Annotated in this window: 20 protein-coding genes; 7 read left to right on the forward strand and 13 right to left on the reverse strand. The window is 58.6% G+C overall.

The features are described 5' to 3' along the window. Positions 1-170: 170 nt before the first annotated feature. Positions 171-719, reverse strand: a complete 549-nt coding sequence (locus ACMG4N_RS12630) for an elongation factor P hydroxylase (protein ID WP_414433314.1) — start codon at positions 717-719, stop codon at positions 171-173. Between the two features lie 64 nt (positions 720-783). Between ACMG4N_RS12630 and ACMG4N_RS12635 the strand changes: the two genes are divergently transcribed. Further along, the gene (locus ACMG4N_RS12635; RefSeq protein ID WP_414431915.1) at positions 784-2139 is read left to right on the forward strand and encodes an MATE family efflux transporter; all 1356 of its coding nucleotides are present in this window, start codon (positions 784-786) and stop codon (positions 2137-2139) included. Between the two features lie 160 nt (positions 2140-2299). Here ACMG4N_RS12635 and ACMG4N_RS12640 read toward each other — a convergent pair whose 3' ends face one another. Continuing rightward, the gene (locus ACMG4N_RS12640; RefSeq protein WP_414431916.1) at positions 2300-2755 is read right to left on the reverse strand and encodes a gamma-glutamylcyclotransferase family protein; all 456 of its coding nucleotides are present in this window, start codon (positions 2753-2755) and stop codon (positions 2300-2302) included. 286 nt (positions 2756-3041) lie between these two features. Between ACMG4N_RS12640 and ACMG4N_RS12645 the strand changes: the two genes are divergently transcribed. Continuing rightward, a complete protein-coding gene (locus ACMG4N_RS12645) occupies positions 3042-3728 on the forward strand; it encodes a hypothetical protein (RefSeq protein WP_297769321.1) in 687 nt (228 codons plus the stop codon). Between the two features lie 172 nt (positions 3729-3900). Here ACMG4N_RS12645 and tusA read toward each other — a convergent pair whose 3' ends face one another. Genes tusA through rlmM form a run of 3 tightly spaced genes read right to left on the reverse strand, consistent with a single transcriptional unit; the run spans position 3901 to position 6439 of the window. Next, positions 3901-4137 (reverse strand): sulfurtransferase TusA, encoded by a 237-nt coding sequence (tusA, locus tag ACMG4N_RS12650; RefSeq protein ID WP_297769318.1) that lies wholly within the window; start codon positions 4135-4137, stop codon positions 3901-3903. Next, positions 4134-5375: an MFS transporter gene (locus ACMG4N_RS12655; protein ID WP_414431919.1), complete on the reverse strand. Its 1242-nt coding sequence runs from the start codon at positions 5373-5375 to the stop codon at positions 4134-4136. The genes tusA and ACMG4N_RS12655 overlap by 4 nt, the downstream gene beginning before the upstream one ends. Before the next feature lie 2 nt (positions 5376-5377). Then, positions 5378-6439 carry a 23S rRNA (cytidine(2498)-2'-O)-methyltransferase RlmM gene (gene rlmM / locus ACMG4N_RS12660; protein ID WP_414431921.1) on the reverse strand — a complete coding sequence of 354 codons (1062 nt, stop codon included), beginning with the start codon at positions 6437-6439 and terminating at the stop codon, positions 5378-5380. A gap of 77 nt (positions 6440-6516) precedes the next feature. On the opposite strand from rlmM, the gene ACMG4N_RS12665 reads away from it, so the two are divergent. Beyond that, positions 6517-7188, forward strand: coding sequence for an outer membrane beta-barrel protein (locus ACMG4N_RS12665; protein ID WP_297769311.1), 672 nt, complete (start codon positions 6517-6519; stop codon positions 7186-7188). A 61-nt stretch (positions 7189-7249) separates the two neighbouring features. Here the strand turns inward: ACMG4N_RS12665 and purU are convergent, their stop codons facing one another. Continuing rightward, positions 7250-8122 (reverse strand): formyltetrahydrofolate deformylase, encoded by an 873-nt coding sequence (gene purU / locus ACMG4N_RS12670; RefSeq protein WP_273009441.1) that lies wholly within the window; start codon positions 8120-8122, stop codon positions 7250-7252. Positions 8123-8146: 24 nt separating this feature from the next. Next, positions 8147-9166: an AraC family transcriptional regulator gene (locus ACMG4N_RS12675; protein WP_273009443.1), complete on the reverse strand. Its 1020-nt coding sequence runs from the start codon at positions 9164-9166 to the stop codon at positions 8147-8149. A gap of 274 nt (positions 9167-9440) precedes the next feature. Between ACMG4N_RS12675 and ACMG4N_RS12680 the strand changes: the two genes are divergently transcribed. Then, a complete protein-coding gene (locus ACMG4N_RS12680) occupies positions 9441-9836 on the forward strand; it encodes a response regulator (RefSeq protein ID WP_297769306.1) in 396 nt (131 codons plus the stop codon). Between the two features lie 9 nt (positions 9837-9845). Here ACMG4N_RS12680 and ACMG4N_RS12685 read toward each other — a convergent pair whose 3' ends face one another. Next, positions 9846-11369 carry a Na/Pi cotransporter family protein gene (locus ACMG4N_RS12685; protein ID WP_414431923.1) on the reverse strand — a complete coding sequence of 508 codons (1524 nt, stop codon included), beginning with the start codon at positions 11367-11369 and terminating at the stop codon, positions 9846-9848. Between the two features lie 9 nt (positions 11370-11378). Continuing rightward, positions 11379-12194 carry a polyphosphate kinase 2 family protein gene (locus ACMG4N_RS12690; protein ID WP_414431925.1) on the reverse strand — a complete coding sequence of 272 codons (816 nt, stop codon included), beginning with the start codon at positions 12192-12194 and terminating at the stop codon, positions 11379-11381. Between the two features lie 66 nt (positions 12195-12260). Here ACMG4N_RS12690 and ACMG4N_RS12695 point away from each other — a divergent pair, with 66 nt between their 5' ends. Beyond that, positions 12261-12671 (forward strand): VOC family protein, encoded by a 411-nt coding sequence (locus ACMG4N_RS12695; RefSeq protein ID WP_414431926.1) that lies wholly within the window; start codon positions 12261-12263, stop codon positions 12669-12671. 76 nt (positions 12672-12747) lie between these two features. Here ACMG4N_RS12695 and ACMG4N_RS12700 read toward each other — a convergent pair whose 3' ends face one another. After that, positions 12748-14913 (reverse strand): 3-hydroxyacyl-CoA dehydrogenase NAD-binding domain-containing protein, encoded by a 2166-nt coding sequence (locus tag ACMG4N_RS12700; protein ID WP_414431927.1) that lies wholly within the window; start codon positions 14911-14913, stop codon positions 12748-12750. A 29-nt stretch (positions 14914-14942) separates the two neighbouring features. Beyond that, a complete protein-coding gene (locus tag ACMG4N_RS12705) occupies positions 14943-16154 on the reverse strand; it encodes an acetyl-CoA C-acetyltransferase (protein WP_414431929.1) in 1212 nt (403 codons plus the stop codon). Positions 16155-16433: 279 nt separating this feature from the next. Here ACMG4N_RS12705 and ACMG4N_RS12710 point away from each other — a divergent pair, with 279 nt between their 5' ends. After that, a complete protein-coding gene (locus ACMG4N_RS12710; protein ID WP_414431931.1) occupies positions 16434-17192 on the forward strand; it encodes a glutathione S-transferase N-terminal domain-containing protein in 759 nt (252 codons plus the stop codon). Between the two features lie 347 nt (positions 17193-17539). Here ACMG4N_RS12710 and ACMG4N_RS12715 read toward each other — a convergent pair whose 3' ends face one another. Further along, the gene (locus ACMG4N_RS12715; RefSeq protein ID WP_414431933.1) at positions 17540-17863 is read right to left on the reverse strand and encodes a hypothetical protein; all 324 of its coding nucleotides are present in this window, start codon (positions 17861-17863) and stop codon (positions 17540-17542) included. 90 nt (positions 17864-17953) lie between these two features. Between ACMG4N_RS12715 and smrA the strand changes: the two genes are divergently transcribed. Beyond that, positions 17954-18547 (forward strand): DNA endonuclease SmrA, encoded by a 594-nt coding sequence (smrA, locus tag ACMG4N_RS12720; RefSeq protein WP_297769283.1) that lies wholly within the window; start codon positions 17954-17956, stop codon positions 18545-18547. Between the two features lie 148 nt (positions 18548-18695). Here smrA and sthA read toward each other — a convergent pair whose 3' ends face one another. After that, positions 18696-20093, reverse strand: a complete 1398-nt coding sequence (gene sthA / locus ACMG4N_RS12725) for a Si-specific NAD(P)(+) transhydrogenase (RefSeq protein ID WP_414431934.1) — start codon at positions 20091-20093, stop codon at positions 18696-18698. Positions 20094-20127 lie beyond the last annotated feature (34 nt).

Genomic DNA, 20127 nt, shown 5'->3' on the forward strand with positions numbered 1-20127 from the left:
GGGCAGTGAATAGTTAACAGTTAATAGCTCGCGCCAAAGGTCAGCACAATCTACAACGAAAGAGGCCGCGCCCATGATTTGAGCGCGGCCTCTTTCGTTTCAGCACCAGAAAAGCCCGGTCGCGTCGCTGTTAACTGTTCACTGTTAACTGAAACACTTCAGTCCATTCATCAGGGGCAATCAAAAACCTCGCCAAGCCCCTCCTCCAGGGAAATAGACGTCCGACCGTAGAAATCTGCCAGGGTCTGACACCAGAGTCGGGGGCGTTCTGGAAGGCCGTTTTTTACCAAGGAGCGCGCCTTGTCATGCACCTTCATTGCAAAGTCCCTCTCATCCCCCGCATCCCCATTCAGGTTATCCAGTGACACCCGGAACGGATGGCCGCAAGCAGCGCAGAAAAGCGCCTCATAAGCCTGGGGCAACACTTCTACTTGGGTGAACTGCGCCTGCTGCTCGGCATTGCGTCCGTCCGGGGCATACCAGTAGCCATAATCTTCCTGCTGACGCCGCGCCGAACCCGCCACGCACCAGTGGGCGATTTCGTGCAGGGCGCTGCGGAAATAATCGCGGGTATAACAGATACGATGGGGGTTGCCCGGACGATATACAGGCTCGTCCGCGCCACCTTCCAGCACAGTGGTGTGGGAATGAAAAAAAGTGGCCCTAAACAGTCTGTCCAGGTCCTCGCTACGGTGCCCCCGGACAGCGCTTTGCGGTATGGTAGCCGCCTTTGTTTGGCCCTGTGGTTTACCGCCAAGATCACCCATAAGATTCGTCGCGCCTATGTCATCCCGTCGTCAGGAGCTCGTCGCCCAGCTCACACTTGCCCTGCCCATTCTCGGCGGCCAGTTGGCCCAGACCGCCAATGGCTTTGTGGATACCATGATGGCAGGGAGAGTCAGTGCCAATGATCTGGCCGCAGTGGCGGTGGGCGCCAGTATCTGGGTGCCCCTGTTTCTGTTCATGACCGGCGTGCTGATGAGCGCCACCCCGATTCTCTCCCGCCATCTCGGCGGCGAAGCTTACCATCGCATCAACCCGCTCGCCCAGCAGGGCATCTGGCTGGGCCTGGGGCTGGGGATTCTCTGCGCCCTGATCCTGCGCAGCATCGCCCCGGTACTGGTATGGATGGATGTGGACCCGGCCATTCGCCCGCTGGTCAGCGGCTATCTGGATGCGCTCAGCTGGGGCATGCCCGGTGCCGCCCTGATGCTGGCCATGCGCAGCTACACGGAATCCATGAATCACACCCGCCCGGTGCTGCTGTTCAGCGTGATCGGGCTGCTGATCAATATTCCCAGTAACTATGTGCTGATTTACGGCAAGCTGGGCTTTCCTGCCATGGGCGGTGTGGGCTGTGGCTGGGCCACCTCCCTGGTGATGTGGTCCATGGCGCTGATGATGCTGTTTTATACCCATCGCCATCCTGTGTACCAGCACGCCCCGCTCAATCTGCGCCGGCGCCATTTTGAAATGGCCAGCCTGGGGTACATGCTGCGCCTGGGCCTGCCGGTGGGGTTGTCGATCTTTTTCGAGGTCAGCATCTTTGCCGTGATTGCCCTGTTGATTGGCAGCCTGGGCGCACAGATCGTGGCCAGCCACCAGATCGCCCTGAATTTCACCTCGCTGATTTTCATGGTGCCGCTCAGCTTTTCCCTGGCCGCCTCGGTCCGGGTGGGTCATGCCAGGGGACGCCACGACGAGCCGGGACTGCGACATGCGGTGCAGGTGGCACTGTGTATCACCACCGTGGTGGGGGTGACGGCAGCAGCGGCGCTGGTCCTGGCAAGAAGCTGGATCCCCCATATCTATACCAATAACCGGGACGTGATCGAACTGGCCACCTATCTGTTGCTGTTCGCAGCGTTATACCAGGTATCCGACGCCCTGCAGGTCTGCGCCAACGGCTGCCTGCGCGGCTTCGAAGACACTGCCTGGCCGATGATCATGACCCTGTTCGCCTACTGGGGTGTAGGCCTGCCACTGGGTTACGGCCTGGGCCTGACCCAGTGGTTCGGCGAGCCCATGGGCCCGGCCGGCTTCTGGATCGGGCTGGTAGCCGGCCTGACCGTGGCGGCCATTCTGCTAGGCTGGCGACTGCGCTGGCGGATGCAGCAAACCTTGTCACCAACCACCTGACATCATCCCTGTCCCGCGTCTCCCGTAGGGTGGATTAGCCTGGGCGTAATCCACCATCGTTTTGGCGTGATGACAGGTTGCCCAGTCAGGCAGCAGGTGGATTACGCTTAGGCTAATCCACCCTACGATACTGTCCGGCATCTTCTCGGCAGCCGCCCGCCTACGTTTCAAATACCGGCACCTGCAACAGCCTTCGGTAATAACTGTCGGTCAACCAGGGGCGCCCGCTCAACAGATGATTAAGATACCAGCGCTCCGGTTTCAGGTTTTCTGCCTGCCAGTCTGCGTTGGCAATGTAGACCCAGGTGGGGATCTCCCCTGCGCCGGTCAGTACCGGCAGGCATTCACGCCGGTAGCGTACCGGGTGGCCTTCGAAGGGGTCCATCCGTTCGATTTCATTGTGATCGCGCAAGCGGTACAACACCCCTTCCACCACATCATTGGTCGGCACAATGTTGGCGTAGGCAATGCCCTGCTTGCCATGGGCCCGCTTGTTAAATGCCAGCGCCCACCCTTCCAGCCGCGCCGCCGTGGACTCCCGATACTGCATGCCCCGTACCGCCATGCGGGCCGGATTCATATTCGAGCCATAGGCAAAATAATACTCACACTGCACACCCGCCTCCTGGATGAAATGAACATTAAAAGGGGATAAAGCCGAACCACAAGTCAACCGCGTTCAGGCCTACAGGCTACGCCACCCCGACGCGCGGGCACCTTCGCGGCGAGCCACCTCAGTACCAAAACCGCGCAGCTATCAATTATCCATTATCAACTATCAATTGCTTTCTGCACCGGCTTGCATGGCCGCCTCGTACAGGCTAACGTGAATTAACGGGCCGTGCAGAACGAACACTGTGTGTCGGGCTGGCGGCGCCAAGGACTTGTACCGGGAGGTGCCCATGACTCAGGCTCACCGGCAACACCCTGGCGGGAACAATGTGGTTCCTTTCTCTCCACGCCGCAAAGCGGCACAGCCCCCCATTTTGCGTCTTTCCCCGGAATACGATGGCATTGAGCTGTTGTACGCCAACGACCACCACCCCGATAAACTCTTCTCCCTGAAAATCCTGGCCTGGGCTCGTCTCGCCAATGGCGATACCGTGGCCATGGTTCCCTGGCTGAAAGAACCGGTGACCGCCATGGCGCTGGCGGACCCTCTGAACGGTCGCTGGGAAGGCTACCGGCTGCCGGAAAGCGACTACCTGTTCGTTGAGGCTCCCGAGCACAAGGTACAGGAGCTGGATGCGGCACTGGGCTTCTTTGGCAAACCCCAGCCCGGCCAACAGATGATTCAGGAAATCCCCGATACCATCGGCACTCATGCAGTATTTTCCGAGGATGATTTTCACACCATCAGCCTGATGGAAGTGGTGAGCTGGCGGCTGACCGCAGACGGCACCCTGGCCGCTATGGTGGCCGATGAAAGCGGCACCATGGAAACCCCGGTACTACCCGGCGCCAAATGCCTGATCCAGGCGCAACAATTGCCGGACTTCCGCTACTTCTTTCAGCACGGCATCGCCAACAAACTGAAAGAACGCGACCCGGAAGCACTGGCGGCGGTGGCCATGCTGGCAAGGAGTTGAAAATGCAGTTAATCGTTAACAGTGAATAGTGAATAGTGAAAAGCTACGCGGATTGATCCGTGAGTGAATCCACAACGCAAAGAGGCCGCGTCCAAGCCATGGACGCGGCCTCTTTGCGTTCAACTTTCAATGCGCTTGGGCGCGCAACTATTCACTGTTAACTATTAACTGTTCACTGCTTTTTCCGTATCCAATAAACCCAAAGCTCCCCTTCCTGCGCCTGCCCCAACAAGGTATGGCCAAGAAACTGGCAGAACTTGGGAATATCCCGTTCGGTGGACGGGTCGGTGGCGCGCACTTCCAGGACCTCGCCTGGGGCCATGTCGCGCACCTTGTTGTGCAACATCATCACCGGTTCAGGACACAGCAGGCCGGTGGCATCGAGGTGGTGCTGGGCGTCGTGGCTCATGGAGTTACCTTTTTTGCGTTGCCATCAATGGGCGCTTGCCAGAAAAAGGCGGCCATTATAACGGCTGTGCAGAGAATCGCAGCCAGCAAGAAGTGGCTGGCATAGCCCAGCCAGGCCACACTGAAGCCGCTGGCCAGGGTGAAGGCTCCCACCGCAAACAACTGCACCGAGGCCTGCATGGTGTAGTCACTGCCCTCGTGGCCGCTGCGGCAATAGTCCATCATCAGTACAAACAGGGCGACGGTGGAAAGGCCGTCGGCGAATTGCTCGAACAGGGCCACCGGCCAGATCCAGTGATCCGCCGGGCTGCTGGCCACCATCCACCAGCCAAGAAAGGACACGGCCTGCAAGCCGGCAAAACCGAACAGGGCCAGTTTGCGCGACATCCTCATCATCAGCACGCCTGCCAACGCGGCCCCGGCCAGCCCCACCAGGGAAGACACCAGATCCAGGTGCCCAATGGCTTCCAGGCTCCACTGCCGATCTACCAGAAAGGGTTTGATCATACGGGAACCGAATCCATCGCCAACCTTGTAACCCAGCAGAATGAGCAACCAGACCGCCATTTGCGGTCGCCACCAGAATAACGTCAGTTGCCGCCGCCACCAGCGCAAGGTAACCGGCCGGCGGGGCTTCACCGGTTCTGGCGGCTCCCGGAATCGCCACGCCACCAGGGCAACCAGCATCAAGGCGATGATCATGCACGCCATGGTGCCCTGCCAACCCCAGCGACCGACCAAAATCAGTAACGCACCACTACCCAAAATCATGCCGATCTTGTAGCCATTGACCTGGATGCTGTTGCCCAGCCCACGCAGGTCCGGCGTTAACAAGCGCGTAGCCAGACCGTCGGTGGCGATATCCTGGGTGGCACTGAACAGGTTGAGCAGGAACAGCAGCGCCACCAGCAGCACAAAGCCCGGGCCGAACAGCCATTCCCGGGGGAACAGTGCGGTGATGGCCAGCACCACCATCACGGCAAATACGCAGGCCAGAATCCATCGCTTGCGGTGATTGGGTTTGCCACTGCCCCAGCGGTCTACCCAAGGCGCCCAGAGAAATTTCAGCGCCCAGGGCAACGCCGGTAGCGCCAGCAGGCCGATCCATTCCGGTGACAGGCCTGCATCCCTGGCCAGGGCCGGCATGGACTTACCCAACAAGCCGGCCGGCAGACCCTGGGCAAAGTACAGCATACCCAGGGTGGCAAAGAGTGCCGGGGTGGCACGGGTTGTGGGCATGATCAATAGTCCCGGTGGAACGCAGCCCACACGGTAATTTCCTCACGATCATAGTAAAGCTGGGCCGCCTTGATCTCGGGCACGCCCAGATTCTCGTGACGCTCCATGGCAACGGTCAGTTTCTCGAGCAATTGCCATGCCTCCTGGAAACGACGCTTCATGGGTAGCTTGAGATTGAACAGGGCCGCTCTGGACCAACCCTGGGTTAGCCATTTTTCCATTTGCTGCAGGGTGCGCGCCGGCTTGTCCACCACATCGCAAACCACCAGGTCCACACTGCTTCGGGGCCGCCAGGTGAAGGCATCACCGTGGATATGCTCCACCGGATATTCATCCATCAGGCGGGTATCCAGTTTACCGTGATCCACCGCCTGCACCTTGATGCCACGGCGGGCCAGTTGCCAGCTCCAGCCGCCCGGGGCAGCGCCCAGATCCACAGCGGTTTTTGCTGTGAGGCCGTCCGTGCTGCCAAAAAAACGGATCAGCGCCTCTTCAACCTTGAGCGCGGAGCGGCTGGGTGCTTCAGCCGGCAATTTCAGCCGTCGCACCCCGCCTTCAGCAAGTGGGATAGCGGTCGGGCTGCTGGTCACCCAGCCATTGTGGGAATCACTGAAGAACAGGTGCAGCCGTTGGCGGGCACCGGGTTTCAACAGACCAGCCTTTTTCAGACGTGGCTCCAGCGCCTTGCGAAAGCCGCGCAGAAAGCGCTGCATTTCACGACCGTCATTGGTGTCCGGATGTTCCAGAAACACCGCACTGAAAGGAGCCGCCTGCTTCAGCAGTGGCCATAGTTCAGCAATCCGGTCATCGCCGATATCCACGAACTGCCCTTCGGCCAGGCTAAGGCTACGGGCAAAAATCAGCCCACTATCCAGCAGTGCCGCCATGGAACCCTGTTGGCTGTGCCAGAGCACATAGCCGCTATCCGGGACGGTACGCGGATAACCGCCAACCATCTGCTCCGCCGCATGGTAGCTCAGCTCCGCCGCCAGATCGTTCTCGAAGCCGGGTCGGCACAACCCCAGCAGGGTTTCATCATGGGCGTGCTGCAAGTCACTGTGCATGTTGGTCTCGCGCTGGTTACAATATGGGAGCTTCTTTGAGGCTCTACATTGTCCTTATCACAACGGCTGGATCAATAATGAAAACAATATTGCCGCTGACTCTGGGCCTTGGCGCCGCCCTGCTCTCCCCTTTTGTCTCTTTGGCTCATGCCGAGGAAGAACTGGCGCCACCGGATGTGGACTTCTACGCCGAGGCGCAGATGCTACGTGCTGACCTGGCCCCCTATGGCTTTGATACCACCGATGGGCTGAATATACGCATTGGCATGTGGCTCAACAGTGTGGATCTGGGTGGTGACTCCCGTCTGGGACTGGAGGCAGGTTTCCTGCGTCAGAGCAAGGATTCCATCGACAGTGAATTTGTAAGAGCACCAACGGTGTCGGAACAGGGTGCCGGGGCCAGCAGTGTCCGCATCAACGAAGAAGATTCGCTGGAGATCAATGGCTTCACTGTAGGGCTCCTGTGGCAGACCAGGCGTTGGGTATACTTGAAAGGCGGCGCCTATATCTACGATTTTGAGCTGGAGAACCGTCAGCAGCGCACCCTGCTGGATAATAATGGCGACACCGTGTTGTCGCTATCGGAAGCCCCTAGCAGCGATAGTCAAAGTGGTATTGCGCCCTATCTCGGCGTAGGCCTGGCAATCCCGGTGCTGGATAAGTTGTCTGTAACTGCGGATTACCGCCACACGCAACTGGAATCCGAAAACTTTGGCACGTTGGGGATCGGGCTGCGTTATAGCAACTGACCACCTGACGCCTGACGCCTGTGCGATTTTAGTTTTTGGCGTCAGGCGTCAGTGTCCGGGGTTACTTCACAAACACCACTGTCTTGTTGCCATCGACGATGACCCGGTCTTCCAGGTGCCAGCGAACCGCGCGCAGCATTACCTGCCGTTCCACGTCCTGCCCCAGCGACTTCAGCTCGTCAGCGGAATGCCGATGGCTGACCCGCTGCACGTTCTGCTCGATGATCGGCCCCTGATCCAGATCTTCTGTCACATAGTGGCTGGTGGCACCGATCAGTTTGACGCCACGATCGTGGGCCTGCTGATAGGGGTTGGCGCCCACGAAGGCTGGCAGGAAGGAATGGTGGATGTTGATAATGCGGTGCGGATGGTGCGAAACAAACTCGCTGCTCAGAATCTGCATGTAGCGGGCCAACACGATCACGTCTACCTGGCCCTCCAACAGCGCCAACGCCTTGGCTTCCGCCTCGGCCTTGTTATCGCCGTTCACCGGAATATGGTGATAATCGATACCGAAGCGCTCCACTTCGCCGCGAAGATCATCATGATTGCTGATCACCATGGGAATGGTGGCCGGCAGGTCGCCCCGCGAGGTACGCCACAACAAATCCATGATCACGTGGTCATGGCGTGATACCAACACCGCCATGCGCTTTTTCTCGCTGGCATAGCTGATCTGCCACTGCATGCCGTAAGGTTCAGCGACCCGGCTGGCGAAATTGTTGCGCAGCGCCTCCCGGGAGCAGTCCAGCTCCGGTGTCTGGAATTCCAGGCGCAGAAAGAAAGTGCCACCCCGGGCATCGCTGGAGTGCTGGTCGAAATCGGTGATGTTGGCACCGTGGTTGAACAGAAAGGTACTGACGGCGCTGATAATACCCGGCTTGTCCGGGCAGGTTACCAGCAGGCGGGCCGTGTTGGCGTCTTGCACTGTCATTGCGGGTCCTGGTAATCGGTCAGATTAATGACTGACGCCGAAATGCTCCTTACGGAAGCTGGATGGGGTCTTGCCCGTCCACTTTTTAAAGGCACGGTGGAAAGAGCTGGCTTCACTGAAGCCCATCAACAGGGCAATTTCATCGATGCTCAGATCCGGCTTGGACAGGTAATAGACTGACGCATCCTTGCGGATGGAGTCCTTGATCTCCTGGTAGCTGGTATTGGCCTCTTTCAGCCGGCGGCGCAGGGTTTGCGGCGTCATGTTGAGTTTACCGCAGATTTCCGTGAAATCGGGGAAGCTGTTGCCGTATTCGTTGGAGATGATCGCCCGGATTTGCGCCGGCAACCCCACATTGTGGATATTGCCATCGAACAACTGAGCCAGGGAATCCTTGAGAAACTTGGAAAGAGACAGCTCGTTTTGCACCAGGGGCAGGTCAAGAAAATCAGCACGGAAACTCACCGCATTTTCGTCGGCGCTGTACTCGATGGGGCAATCGAACAGGAAACGGTGTTCCTCATCGTTCCTCACATCGGTGTAATCCAGCTTCACCAGCTGGGGCTCGATAGCCTTGCCCACCAGCCAGCTCATAAAACGCAGCCAGACAAAGAGGGACGTCTCAATGATCACTTCCCGAAAATCCAGGCGCGGGTCGGCCTTTACCACCAGCCGGGCGATGTCTCCGTGCCGCTCTATACGGGAATGCATGCTTAGCTCGAACAGATCATAAAAGCGGATACCCCGCTCGATGGCCGCCCCCAGGGTCGGGCAATTGATCACCGCGTGGGCCATCATGGAAAAGGTGCCGGGCTTTGATTTGCGACCCTGGCCAAAACCGAGAAACTCGTCCTGGGTCTGCTGCATAATCAGCAGCATCATCTTGATAAAGGTGTCTCGCTCGATGGTACCGTCCGGGTCATCGAGCAACTGTCGGGGGATATCGCACTGATCAAGTAGATCGGGAATGCTGGCACCGGACCGGCCCGCCCCCTGGAGCAACTTCACTACGCGATTGATATTGATTGTTCTGCGCTGGTACATCGACCGCCACCCTCACACCATTGGCAATGCCAAAAAGCGGTTCAACCGCTTCTTCAGTATCCTGAAATCGTTACCCGTTCAGCATTCTTGTCCGCCGGGCTTGTATCTCGAATCCTCTGACCGGAATCCGGACCGCCAATAATAAAGAAACTGGCCATAATTGACATAGTGTTTACCCGATCCGGTCGCGCCATTGTACGTTGAAATAACAAAAACTACCTTGACGTGTCTTTCACCCTTGTTATCAGCGCGCCGTTACGTTACAAAATCATTCATGAATGTTCTCGTTGTCGAAGACAATAAAGCTGTCAGTCTTATCATCTGCCGTATCATCGAAGAGCTGGGCCATGAATATGTACTGGCCGCCGACGGTGAGGCAGCGCTACGTCTTTACCGACAGCGAAATGTGGACCTGCTGATCCTAGACGTGGAACTACCGACACTGGATGGATTCAGCGTGGCCAGGGATATCCGCAACCAGAATGGCCAGACCCCCATTCTGTTTATCTCCGGCAACAACAGCGAGGCCTACCGGCAACAATGCCTGGACGCAGGCGGCGAGACCTTGATGCCCAAGCCCCTGCGCCCCAGTGAATTGCGACGCTGGCTGGAAGTGGCTTTCAGCCAGTTAGCCACCGGCAACCTCTCCCCCACCGGGGCGTCAGCCTGACGCCAGCCCTCACAGGGTATCGCCATCCATCACAGCCAGACTCCGCAACCAGTGGCGGCCACTCTCATCCACTTCCCGCGCCAGATTCAGCACGCTGATCCCCCGTAAACGGGCATCTGCCACCAGTAAATAGGCGTCGCGCTGAAGCTGTTCCATGGCCAGGCGATGCTGTGCCGCCAGCTCATCGCAGGGTGATGCCTGATAGAGTCGCTCCAGCGCCTGCAGGATCTGCTCACTGAACCCCTGCAGGCCGGGGTCACGGCTTGCTGCCAGAAGCGCCAGATCATCCGCCACATCCTTCAGCGCCTTCAAGGCATAAACCGCTTCACGCACCCGGGCGCGAAGACGCCGCAGGCGCTGTTCCTGCCCCTCGGTCATGGGCTGTTGAGCCAGCCGGTTGGCATAGTCAGCCAATTCCATTTCCATGTCTGTCACCCGGCCGTATTCCTCAAGGAAACGAGACAAAGAGCGCCCCTGCAGGGGGTGAAGGCAATAGTTCCTGACCCGCTCGATGAGGCTGTCAGTCTCGCGACCAAGCACCAACAACGCCGGCTCCACCGATTGCGGGCTGATATCGGCGAACAGGTCATGATGTCCTCGCTTGCCAATATGCTTTTCAATACTCCGCTCCATGGCACCCAGTAACGGCGCGAACACCACAATCCCGACCAGATTGAAACCGGTATGGAAGGCCACCAGGCCATATAGCGGATCACTGAGACCCAACCAGCCAGAGATCTCTGGCCACACCGGCATCATCAGGAAAAAGGCCAGCAGCGCCGTTCCCAGGTTATAAAACACATGAAACGCCGCCACCTGTTTCTTCTGCACGGACCCCTTGATCGCTCCAAGCAGCAAGGTACTGGTGGTCCCCAGGTCCGCACCGATCACCAGCGCCAGGGCTTCCGGCAAGGCAATCAAGCCCCCGTTAAGTGCCGATAACGTAATCAGCATGGCTGCCGACGAGGACTGGATGATAGCGGTCAGCAGCACCCCGGCCAGCAGATACACCAGCGGCGGATAACCCTGTAGCCAGCTCACATCAAAACGCTGCCCGACGCCTTCAACGGCCACCTTCATGGTATCCAGCCCAAAGATCAGCAAGCCGAAAGCCAGCAGGAACAAGCCCGCAGAACGCCACACACCTTTCGACAGCAGTACATAGCAGAGCGCGCCGGCCCCGGCCAGTGGCAGGCTGATCGCAGAAAGCGAGAGTTTGAAACCCAACAGGGTCACCAACCAGCCGGTTACCGTGGTGCCCAGATTGGCCCCCAGCATCACCGCCATCGCATGACGCAGCGGAAGTATCCCCACTGACACAAAGGCCAGCACCAGTAATCCGACCAGGGAGCTGCTCTGCATCACGGCGGTAATCAGGGCCCCGGCAAGCACGCCTTTCAGGGTGGTATTGGTGGAGCGCTGCAACCAGTGGGACGCCTTTTCGCTGAACAGGGTCTGCACCGCCTGCTCCACCAGCTGCATGGCAAACAGGAACAGCCCAAGCCCGGCCACCATTGTCAGCACACTGTTCATCGCTGCCACTCAATCATTCTGTTGCGTCAATACACGCCGATAGTGCTCGATGCACTGCGGATTTTCCTGGGGATACTCAGGCGCCAGTTCCTTCAGGGTAGACAAAAGCAATTGCGCCACCGCCGCCCTGGCGTGTTGCTTGTTATCGTTGGGAATCAGATGCCAGGGAGCATGCAGGGTATGGGTGGCCGTCAGGGTCTCGTTCACCAGCGACAGGTAAGCGTCTCTGGCCAACCAGCTTTCTACGTCTGCGGCATCGAACTTCCAGCGCTTGCGCGGCTTGTCGAGTCGTTTCAACAGGCGGCGGCGTTGCTCTTCCTGCGAGGTATTCAGCCAGATCTTGATGATCCGGGTCCCTTCCCGATGCAGGTGTTGCTCAAAGGCGTTGATGGCCTGGTATTTGAGCGGCCAGTCATCGCTGCTGTGTTCGGTAACCGGCCACAACCGTTCAGCGAGCACGGATTCGTAATGGCTGCGATTGAAGGCCACTACTTCGCCGCGGGCCGGCAGGTGGCGCCATACTCGCCAGAGAAAATCATGATCCACCTCTTCACCCAGCGGTCGACTGAACCCATGCACCCGAAACGCGGCCGGGTCCATGGCCCTGGCCAGGGTGCGAATCAGGCTGTCCTTGCCGGCAGCATCCAGCCCCTGCACCACCAGGAGCACCCCGTGACGTCGATTGGCAAACAGACGCCGCTGGTATTCGTGCAGACCGTCCAGCACCGCATCCAGATCCTGTTGCGGCGGCTCCTGGTAATCTGTTGGCAAACTCTGCACGTTGAGGGTGGGCCCTGAGGGCCAACCAAAGCGGTCCAGTTCCATACGTACTCCCTTGGGTATACCGTATTGAGCATAAAGGGCAGCGTGCTCGACAAACAGGAGATTTTCATGGAACCACGGATCAGCATGATCACCCTTGGCGTCAGGGACCTGACCACGGCGATCCGTTTTTATGAACAGGGCCTGGGCCTGCCCCGCCGTGCCATGCCCGACGATGCGCCGGTGGCGTTCTTTGAATTGAACGGCACCTGGCTGGGCCTGTTCGGCCATGACGATCTTGCCGCTGATGCTGGCGTTGCAGCATCCGGTGAGGGTTTTCGGGGTGTGGCCATGGCCCACAATGTGGAAAGCCCACAACAGGTCGACCAGTTGCTGGCCCAGGCCCAGGAAGCCGGCGCACAACTGATCAAGCCGGGCCAGCCCACCGACTGGGGCGGTTACGCCGGCTACTTTGCCGACCCGGACGGCCATCTGTGGGAAGTGGCCTGTAACCCGCACTTCTGGGTAGGGCCACGCTAGCCCTGTATCGGCGCAACGTACAGACATAAAAAAACCCGGCACAGGGCCGGGTTTTCTTATCAGACAAAACCCACCGTTACTTGTAGATTTCGTCCTTTTCCGCTTTCTCCACCAGGGAAGCTGGCGGGTTGAAGCGATCACCGTAGGACTTGGCCAGTTCCTGGGCACGGGCCACGAATCCACGCAGGCCGCCCTCGTACTGGTTGATGTACTGGATCACGCCACCGGTCCAGGCCGGGAAGCCAATACCGAAGATGGAACCGATGTTGGCATCGGCAACAGACTCCATCACGCCTTCATCAAAGCATTTCACTGCTTCAATGGCTTCCACGAACATCATCCGCTCCTTGATATCTTCGAACGGAATCTCCTTGTCACCACCAAAGGCGTCTTTCAAGCCTGACCACAGGTGCTTCTTGCCGTTTTCCGGGTACTCGTAGAAGCCTTTGCCCTGGACTTTACCGGGACGATCCAGCTCTTCGACCATTTTCTTCATGACCACTTCTGCTGGATGCTCTGGCGGCAGCTCCTGACCTTCACGCTTGGCATCGTCACGGGCTGCCTTGCCGATTTTCAGGGCGGTTTCCATGTTGATCTCATCGATCAGGTTCAGGGTGCCTACCGGGTAACCGGCCTGCATGGCGGCCTGCTCGATGGACTGGGCATTGATACCTTCACCCAGCATGGCAATGCCTTCGTTGGCGAAGGTGCCGATGACACGGGTGGTGAAGAAACCACGCGCATCGTTGACCACGATGGGGGTCTTCTTGATCTGCTGGCAGTAATCGTAGGTCTTCGCCAGTGCTTCCGGGCTGGTGTCCTTGCCGGAAATAATTTCCACCAGTGGCATTTTATCCACCGGGCTGAAGAAGTGGATACCGATGAAGTTGTCCTGCTTCTTCACGCCCTTGGCCAGGCCGGTAATCGGCAGAGACGAGGTGTTGGAACCCAGCACCGCATCGGGCTTCACCACATCCTCGATTTCCTGGAAGACCTTGTGCTTCAGTTCGGTGCTCTCGAACACCGCCTCGATCACGAAGTCCACCCCGTCCAAATCCTTGGCATCTGCCGTGGCATGGATCAGCGACAGGATCTGCTCTTTCTTCTCTTCGGTCATCTTGCCCCGGGAGATGTCCTTGTCGAGCAGCTTGCGGGAGTAATCCTTGCCCTTCTCCGCGTTCTCCTGGGAGATATCTTTCAGCACCACCTGGGCACCGCTGCGAGCAGTCACGTAGGCAATGCCCGCGCCCATCATGCCGGCGCCGAGGATGCCGACTTTTTCGGCACGGAATTTCGGCACATCCTTGGGACGGCTGGCACCGGCGTTGATCGCCTGCAGGTTGAAGAAGAAGGCGGTGATCATGTTCTTGGCGACCTGGCTGGTAACCAGAGACACAAAGTAGCGACCTTCAATGGTGGAGGCATTATCGAAATCCACCTGGGCCCCTTCCACAGCCGCCGACATGATCGCCAGCGGGGCCGGATAGTTGGCGCCCTTGATCTGCTTTTTCAGATTGGCCGGGAAGGCCGGCAGGTTCATGGCGAACTTGGGGTTCTTGGGGTCGCCCCCGGGGATCTTGTAACCCTTCTGGTCCCAGGGCTGCTGGGCTTTCGGATTGGCCTTGATCCACTCGCGGGCCTTGGCCAGCATCTCGTCACGGTCAGCGGCCAACTCGTCGATCAGCCCGGTTTTCTGGGCCTTGTCGGCTTTCATGCGCTGACCCTGCATGAGCACTTTCATCAGGCCATCCTGAATACCCAGCATGCGAATCACGCGGGTGACACCGCCGCCACCGGGGAGCAGACCCAGGGTCACTTCCGGCAGACCGAACTGGGCGGATTTATCGTTGATAGCGATACGGTGATGACAGGCCAGGGCGATTTCCAGGCCGCCACCCAGGGCGGTGCCATTCAGCGCCGCCACTACCGGCTTGCCGAGGGTTTCCAGCACCCGCAGCTGACGCTTGATCTCGGTGACGTTATCCAGAAAAACCTGGCCGTCTTCCTTTTTTGCCTTGAGCAGGTCACGCAGATCACCACCGGCAAAGAAGGTTTTCTTGGCGGAAGTGATGATGACACCGGCAATGTTGTCTTTGTCTTTTTCCAGACGCTCCACGGTGGCTGCCATGGACTTGCCGTACAGCTCGTTCATGGTGTTCGCGGACTGATTGGGATCATCCAGAATCAGGGTAACGATGTTGTCCGCGTCCTGTTCCCAACGGATTGCAGTTTGTTCACTCATGTTCTTTCTCCGAATTCGTTCGACGCGGTTTACAGACGCTCAATGATGGTGGCGATACCCATGCCACCGCCCACACACAGGGTGCACAGCGCGTACTTCTTGTCGCGACGCTCGAGTTCATCCAGCGCGGTTCCCAGAATCATGGCACCGGTGGCACCCAGCGGATGACCCATGGCAATGGAACCGCCATTCACGTTGGTTACATCCGGAGTAATGTCCATGTCCTTCATGAAACGCATGGCCACGGCGGCAAACGCTTCGTTGATTTCCCACAGATCGATGTCGCTGGTCTTGAGGCCGGCTTTTGCCAGCGCCTTCTTGGCGGCCGGGCCCGGGCCGGTCAGCATGATGGTCGGATCGGCACCGCTGATGGCGGTGCAGACAATACGGCCACGGGCCTTCATGCCGTAATCCTTGCCGACCTGCTCGTTACCCAGCACGACCAATGACGCGCCATCCACGATGCCGGAGGAGTTACCGGCGTGGTGAACGTGATCGATTTTTTCCAGCCAGTGGTATTTCTGCAGCGCCACCGCATCGAAACCACCCATTTCGCCCATCATGGCGAAAGAGGGATTCAGACCTGCCAGCCCATCAGCAGTAGTGCCGGCGCGAACGTGCTCATCACGATCCAGTACGGTCAGGCCGTTGAGGTCTTTCACCGGTACCACGGACTTGCCGAAGTAGCCTTTTTCCCAGGCAGTGGCAGCACGGGCCTGAGATTCGGCGGCGAATTCATCCACATCACGGCGGGAAAAACCTTCGATGGTGGCAATCAGGTCAGCACCAATGCCTTGAGGGACGAAACCGGTCTTGTAGTTGGTGACCGGATCCATGGCCCAGGCACCACCGTCAGAGCCCATGGGAATCCGGCTCATGGCTTCCACACCACCCGCCAGAATCAGGTCATCCCAGCCGGAGGCCACTTTCTGGGCACCGGTGTTCACCGCTTCCAGGCCAGAGGCACAGAAACGGTTCAATTGGTAACCTGCCACGGTATCCGGCAGGCCCGCAGCCAGCGCTGCCGTCTTGGCGATACAGGCACCCTGATCGCCCACAGGGGTAACCACACCCAGCAACAGATCATCAATACGGTTGGTGTCCATATTGGGGAAACGGGCTTTCACTTCATCGATCAGGCCGACCACCAGGTCCAGCGGCTTCACCGTATGCAGTGAGCCATCTTTTTTACCCCGACCACGGGGAGTACGGATGGCATCGTAGATATAGGCTTCGGTCATGGAACCTTCCTCTTGCCTCAGGCAGATGTCAGCTCAGCTGACGGGTTGTGAAGGGCGGCACCTGTCAGTGCATGGGTTCGCAACAAAGTGACAGGTACCGGCCAAATGTAGACCGAAGAGATTGCCCTACCCGAGCCCGTCACTCAATGACAGGAGTTAACAGCCAGGGTGAGCGGAACGGGCAGTGGTTAACCGCTTGATATGCAAGGCGTCTTGAGGGCCAATGCGAGGGACTGGAGAGATGATAAGGTCTGGACATTCGTTTCAGGAGAATTTGCTATGTCCCATAACACCGAGGTGCTGCGCTCCCTGGCCGCTTCCGCCCTGCAGCAGGGTCGAGGCATTGCCAGCAAAGGCCACCGCAAGACGCCCCAGGAACCCCTTGAACTGTATGACATGGAAGGCTGCCCGTTTTGCCGCCTGGTTCGCGAAGCATTGACGGATCTGGATCTGGATGTGCTGATTTTCCCTTGCCCCAAGGGCGGTGAGCGTTACCGCCCACTGGTGGAGCGCCTGGGTGGACGCCAGCAGTTCCCCTATCTGATGGACCCGAATACCGGGGCCGCGCTGTATGAATCCGCCGATATCATCGACTACCTGTACCGTGAATACGGCGGCCGCCCGGCGCCGCGCCGCTGGCTGGTACGCAGCCTGCGCACGGCCGCTGCGGTGTCCGCGTCACTGCCCCGTGCCTCCCGTGGCCTGCACGTCCTGGACAGCCAGGCGCCCGAACAGGCACTGGAACTCTACTCTTTTGAGGCCAGTCCCTTCGCCCGCCTGGTTCGCGAACGCCTCACCGAGCTTCAGCTTCCCTACCTGCTTCGTCAGTGCGGCCGGGATCAATGGCAGGACTGGGTGCTACCGCCGGTGCGGCGGCGTCTTCTTGATGACTATGCGCCCCGTCAGCGTAACCGGGTCGCCCTGATGGAACGAGCCGGCCGCATCGCCGTTCCCTACCTGGTAGATCCCAATACTGGCGCCGAACTGTTCGAATCCGCAGACATTCTGAATTACCTGGATCAGACTTACGGTCGATAATCGCTGCCCGGCGCACCAACAAATGGTGTGCCGGACACTTCTCCCTTCGCCGGATTAGTGCTATATAAAGCACTGAGAACCCCCTTTCATTCTGTAAAGAGAGTAGCACCATGGGTCGTCGACATTTTGATGACTATGAACCGGACGATTGGAACGAAGAACACAAGCGCGCTGAACGTGAACGTCGCAAACGTGATGCAAAACGTCATCGGCACGATTCAGAGGACAAAAGTGACTCGCGCGAAAGCCGCGATTCGCGTCCTTACTGAAACAGGTTCCATCTCGGGAGCATTCGCTTCCAGGTCTGAAAACCGGGCTTCACGGATGAAGCCCCTCTCTCCTTTTGGCTAATTATCGCCGTAACGGCTGGCAAGAGTGGTCAGTGCTGCAGCTGTATCCTCATCCGCCAGAAGCTTGAAGCCACCCCGCCAATGTCCATTGGGCAAATAATCATGCCAACGGGGTTCCGCCATCACTGTCAGTTCACGATGACCCGATAAAGGTAAAGGCAGTTGCAGTAGCAGTGACTGGCTCCCCTGAGGTGGCGAACCACGACCGGTCAGGCACAGACCCTCGTCAGTCAGATTGAGAATATGCCCCACCGGCTTTCGATCGATGGAAGCCCGGACATTCAGTCTCAGTCGAGGCCTGCGGAAACGTCGTCGCTCCATAACTACCTCTCGGGAAGGGTCTCACTGCCAGTTTCTGCCCGCTTTGTGTACCATGCAAGCATGAACTAACGGGTTTTGTGGAGCAGTTCCATGGCCACCAATGACGATGATCTGTTCCGCCAGGAAATGGCGGATGTGACACCGATCAAACCGGATAATCGCGCTAACCTACCCCGGACCAAGCGGCCAGACAGCCTGCGCGAGCAACTGCGCCGCGCCGCCGTTATGGATGACCGTAAGGACCGCAATCCCCTCACCGTGCCGGAACAAGTCCCCCGGATTGGCCCCACCGATATTGTCGGGGTCAAGAAAAACGGCGTACAGGAAGGCGTATACCGCAAATTGCGGCTGGGCAAGTATGATGCCCAGGACCTGCTGGACCTGCATCGGGTGCGTTTGATGGACGCCCGAGACCGGGTGCAGGCTTTTCTGATGAAAGCCCACGAACAGGGCCTGCGTTCCGTCCTGATAAGCCACGGCAAAGGGGTGCACAGCGAGCGTCCTGGCTTTCTGAAGAGCTACGTCATGCACTGGCTCGAGGAGAGTCATCTGGTACTCGCCTACCACTCCGCCCCCCAGAACCAGGGCGGCAGCGGCGCCACCTATGTACTGATACGGAAAAGCAGTCAGTCACGGCAACGCAATAGGGAATTCTTTATGGAGGCAGGGAAACAGCAGAGATAGTGAATAGTTAACAGTGAACAGTTAATAGCGCGCGTGCCAGCGCATCCTTGTCTGAAATGCACGAGGCCGCGTCCATACTCCGGGCGCGGCCTCGTGCGTCCACAGAACAGATAAACTGCTCCGCGAAACTGTTCACTATTCACTGCCCTCACCGCCTGATCCGGTTAATCCCGTTGATCGCCGCCACCCGGTAGGCCTCCGCCATGGTCGGGTAGTTGAAGGTGGTGTCGATAAAGTACTCCAGCGTGTTCTGTTCACCGGGCTGGCGCATGATGGCCTGGCCCACATGGACGATTTCCATGGCCTGATAGCCGAAGCAATGGATGCCCAGCACCGCCAGTGTCTCCCGGTGAAACAGGATTTTCAGCATCCCTACCCGCTCACCGGTAATCTGCGCCCGGGCCAGATTGCGGAAGAAGGCCTGTCCGACCTCATAGGGCACCTTGGCGTCGGTGAGCTCCTGCTCGTTGCGCCCCACGCTGCTAATCCCCGGGATGGTATAAATGCCGGTAGGCACGTCGGTCACCTGCCGAACGTCATCGCCGGCAATGGCCGCCGCACAGAAGCGGCCCTGGTCATAGGACGCACTAGCCAGGGAGGGCCAACCCACCACATCGCCGACGGCATAAATACCTTCCACACTGGTCTGGTAGCGCTCGTTGACCTGTAACTGCCCACGGTTGTTGGGCTCAAGGCCGACAGCGTCCAGCCCCATGTCCTGAGTGTTACCGGAGCGACCGTTACACCACAGCAAGGCATCGGCGCGCAGTTTCTTGCCGGACTTCAGTTCCAGGGTGACACCATCATCGTCGGCAGCAACCCGCTTGTATTCCTCATCCTGACGAATGGTGCAGCCCTGCTCGCGCAGGTGATAACTGAGCGCATCGGAAATTTCCGTATCCAGAAAATCCAGTAGATGCTGCCGGGAATTGACCAGGTCAACCCGGATTCCCAGGCCGGTAAAGATGCAGGCATATTCCGACCCGATCACCCCCGCCCCATAGATGATGATATGGCGTGGGGTATGGTCCATGGTGAGAATGGTGTCTGAGTCGTAGACACGGGGATGCTCGAAATCCACATCCTCCGGATGATAGGGCCTTGAGCCTGTAGCAATCACAACGTTACGGGTTTTGAGCAGATGCAGCCGCCCTTCCCGGTCTTCCACCTTCACCTCGTTATTGCCAAGCAGCTCACCCCGGCCACCAAACACCGTCACCCGGTTACGGATATAGAAATCCGTACGCACCTGGACCTGTGAATCGATGACCTCGCGGGTCCTGGCAATCAGATCCTGCCAACGGACTTCACGGGGATTGAGAATGCCACGCAGCAGAGGATTGCGCTGAGTACGAATCACCTGGCGTACCAGATGACGAAGCGCCTTTGAAGGAATGGTCCCCCAGTGTGTGCAGTTACCTCCCAGGGATGTCTGGTCTTCGACAATGGCTACCCGCAGGCCTTTCTTGGTCGCCTGCATGGCCGCCGCTTCACCCGCCGGCCCACTACCAATCACCACCAGATCCCAACCCGCACTGATATCCATTCACTTCTCCTTTCCGCGACAGCACTATTATAGG

The sequence above is a fragment of the Alcanivorax sp. IL2 genome (assembly GCF_047495475.1).
Lineage (GTDB): Bacteria > Pseudomonadota > Gammaproteobacteria > Pseudomonadales > Alcanivoracaceae > Alcanivorax.

What these genes read in the sequence shown, in the direction of transcription:
- ACMG4N_RS12635 (WP_414431915.1), top strand. Translation starts at nt 784, where the DNA reads ATGTCATCCCGTCGTCAGGAGCTCGTCGCCCAGCTCACACTTGCCCTG.
- ACMG4N_RS12645 (WP_297769321.1), top strand. Translation starts at nt 3,042, where the DNA reads ATGACTCAGGCTCACCGGCAACACCCTGGCGGGAACAATGTGGTTCCT.
- tusA (WP_297769318.1), bottom strand. Translation starts at nt 4,137, where the DNA reads ATGAGCCACGACGCCCAGCACCACCTCGATGCCACCGGCCTGCTGTGT.
- ACMG4N_RS12655 (WP_414431919.1), bottom strand. Translation starts at nt 5,375, where the DNA reads ATGCCCACAACCCGTGCCACCCCGGCACTCTTTGCCACCCTGGGTATG.
- rlmM (WP_414431921.1), bottom strand. Translation starts at nt 6,439, where the DNA reads ATGCACAGTGACTTGCAGCACGCCCATGATGAAACCCTGCTGGGGTTG.
- ACMG4N_RS12665 (WP_297769311.1), top strand. Translation starts at nt 6,517, where the DNA reads ATGAAAACAATATTGCCGCTGACTCTGGGCCTTGGCGCCGCCCTGCTC.
- purU (WP_273009441.1), bottom strand. Translation starts at nt 8,122, where the DNA reads ATGACAGTGCAAGACGCCAACACGGCCCGCCTGCTGGTAACCTGCCCG.
- ACMG4N_RS12675 (WP_273009443.1), bottom strand. Translation starts at nt 9,166, where the DNA reads ATGTACCAGCGCAGAACAATCAATATCAATCGCGTAGTGAAGTTGCTC.
- ACMG4N_RS12680 (WP_297769306.1), top strand. Translation starts at nt 9,441, where the DNA reads ATGAATGTTCTCGTTGTCGAAGACAATAAAGCTGTCAGTCTTATCATC.
- ACMG4N_RS12685 (WP_414431923.1), bottom strand. Translation starts at nt 11,369, where the DNA reads ATGAACAGTGTGCTGACAATGGTGGCCGGGCTTGGGCTGTTCCTGTTT.
- ACMG4N_RS12690 (WP_414431925.1), bottom strand. Translation starts at nt 12,194, where the DNA reads ATGGAACTGGACCGCTTTGGTTGGCCCTCAGGGCCCACCCTCAACGTG.
- ACMG4N_RS12695 (WP_414431926.1), top strand. Translation starts at nt 12,261, where the DNA reads ATGGAACCACGGATCAGCATGATCACCCTTGGCGTCAGGGACCTGACC.
- ACMG4N_RS12700 (WP_414431927.1), bottom strand. Translation starts at nt 14,913, where the DNA reads ATGAGTGAACAAACTGCAATCCGTTGGGAACAGGACGCGGACAACATC.
- ACMG4N_RS12705 (WP_414431929.1), bottom strand. Translation starts at nt 16,154, where the DNA reads ATGACCGAAGCCTATATCTACGATGCCATCCGTACTCCCCGTGGTCGG.
- ACMG4N_RS12710 (WP_414431931.1), top strand. Translation starts at nt 16,434, where the DNA reads ATGTCCCATAACACCGAGGTGCTGCGCTCCCTGGCCGCTTCCGCCCTG.
- ACMG4N_RS12715 (WP_414431933.1), bottom strand. Translation starts at nt 17,863, where the DNA reads ATGGAGCGACGACGTTTCCGCAGGCCTCGACTGAGACTGAATGTCCGG.
- smrA (WP_297769283.1), top strand. Translation starts at nt 17,954, where the DNA reads ATGGCCACCAATGACGATGATCTGTTCCGCCAGGAAATGGCGGATGTG.
- sthA (WP_414431934.1), bottom strand. Translation starts at nt 20,093, where the DNA reads ATGGATATCAGTGCGGGTTGGGATCTGGTGGTGATTGGTAGTGGGCCG.